Annotated in this window: 2 protein-coding genes; both read right to left on the bottom strand. The window is 52.2% G+C overall.

All coding sequences use genetic code 11. From position 1 onward, the window contains the following. Positions 1 to 254 precede the first annotated feature (254 nt). The gene (locus HMPREF0178_RS09410) at positions 255 to 878 is read right to left on the bottom strand and encodes a nitroreductase family protein (RefSeq protein WP_009380434.1); all 624 of its coding nucleotides are present in this window, start codon (positions 876 to 878) and stop codon (positions 255 to 257) included. A 71-nt stretch (positions 879 to 949) separates the two neighbouring features. Next, positions 950 to 2,121, bottom strand: a 1,172-nt coding sequence (locus HMPREF0178_RS09415) for a YafY family protein (protein ID WP_232281247.1), incomplete at its 5' end; no start/stop codon positions are given.

Raw genomic sequence — 2,121 nt, forward strand, 5'->3', positions numbered from 1 at the left:
AAAGCCTCCCGCCCCCCTCCAAACCTCCCCCACCCCTCCCAAAGACTTTCGACTGGTGGGGAGGTTATGCGGCTGGAGTTCGTTCCGGCGGGAAGCCGGGATTTTTGAAGGACACTGCAATGTTGTTGTGAAGTGGTATCAATCAAATACGATACAGAGTTTTATCAGGGGGCGGGCCTGCCGGGGGGGGTATGCCCTTTTGCCGATATCCTGCGGTCGCCCATCAGAAAAAGGTAACATGCCAACTGGTGATATTACCATATGTTGATATGTATTTTATCTTTTGCACAAATGCTTTTTTGAGCCGGTACAGATGCATTCTTCGCGGGATAGCCCAAGGCGATGTAGCAGGGCATGACATAGTTTTCGGGATGCCCGACAGCCGTCTTGATGTGCTCGGATTCCTCAGCCATTGGGATGCGGGTTACGCCCAATAATCCTTCGGAAGCGGCGGCAAGCAGCATGTTTTCGATGCAGCACCAGATTGACGCGAAGTCATTGAGGGAACTCAATGAGCTTGGCTGGAGCAACGGTTCCCGTATCTTGAAAAAAGGAAGTATCAGGCATCCGGCATTGTAGAGCATTGAGAACTGCCTGGGCATGGCCTCACGATACATGTTGCGCTGGACCTCGTCCGTCATGCCGAAGCCATCGAGCATTTGTTCGCACTCGTCCCGGCTGGTCATGTTCTTCACCCGGAGGAGGTCGCCCCTCTCTTCTTTGCCGTTCACGATGACAAACTCCCATTGGCGCAGATGGTTGTTGGTCGGCGCTTTCAAGCCTGCGTCAATGATCCGCTCAATGATGCCCATTCCAACCTGTCTGTCTTCGAAATCACGGATGGTCCTCCGAGCCCTGATCGCCTCGTATACGTCCATTTTTGCCTCCGTCCTTTGAATTTTTTGGAGATGTATGACGGACTGTACGCTGGGAACCGGACACCTGTTTGTCATATTTCTTTTGCATGGAATGGATTTTTTCTTTCAAGGCCGTCCGCAAAGGAAAGGAGGTAGCCCGTCAGCCATTCGTTGATGGGCATTTCTTCGTCAATCAAAAAAGAGCCGTCGGGCTGTGGGCGGATATCTTGTTCCGGGAATTCGTCGAATGCCCTGAAAGCGCATTCCGCGTCTATGCGGAGCACAACCCTTTGCAGGGCATAGCTTTTTGAATAGTCCGGCGTCGCCATCGGGTCTTCCTGCATGGTGCGTTCGAACATTTCTTCCATGACGTGCAAATCGCGGATCCGTGAGGCCCGCAGCACCATTTCCCGGCTTTTTTTCCTGTCAAAGACGCAGACATACCAGGCCCGTTCACGGAACAGCAGGCACAAAGGTTCCGCGAAACGCTCGGATACCCGGTTTTCTGAGCTGAAATAGGTGAAGCGGATAACTTTTTTGGCCAAGATAGCTTCCTTCAACCGGTGGAACTTTTCTTTGCCGAACCCGGATCCGCACCACGAGGAAAAATCCACCCGCAGCCAGCGATCTTCGGCCTTTTTCCGGAACAGGGCGGCAAGCTTGTGAAGGGCCGCATTGCCGCCGGGGTATCCCGCACCCTCAAGAGCTTGGAGGCCATGCAAAATATCAGCCTGCTCCTGCTCGGTCATGAATGTTTTGTCCAGCGTAAACTCTTTGAGCAGGCCTGTGCCACCCCCTCGTCCCCGGTTGGAAAAGATGGGGATACCGGCAAGGCTCAAGGCATCCAGATCCCTTTGGATGGTTCTGACGGAGACTGAGCAATGCTCAGCCAGTTCTTTCGCTGTACCGCATGAGCCGCTCATGAGCAAAAAAACGATTTGAAAAAGGCGTTCAACATGCATGGAAAACCACTCCTGAAAAGGCGCTCTCTCCTGAAAAGTTGTGTGGCGGGTTACGCAGCAATGCCTTTTCAATAAACGAGGGTGTTGGCTTAGAATGATTTTTCTCAAAAATTCATAGGAGATAAAGTTAAAAAAATATTCGAAAGTTTTATACTCTCCAATAAACAACACCCCGCGCAAACGGAAACGTTTGGACGGGGCCTCTTTTCGCTGGCAGGGAAAGCCGGCAACAGGGATTCGATAAGGTCGAAAGTCTTGGGAAGGAGAGGGGCGGGGTTTTGGGGAGGGGGAAGGAAACCGTT

The sequence above is a fragment of the Bilophila sp. 4_1_30 genome (assembly GCF_000224655.1).
GTDB classification, from domain to species: Bacteria; Desulfobacterota; Desulfovibrionia; order Desulfovibrionales; family Desulfovibrionaceae; genus Bilophila; species Bilophila wadsworthia.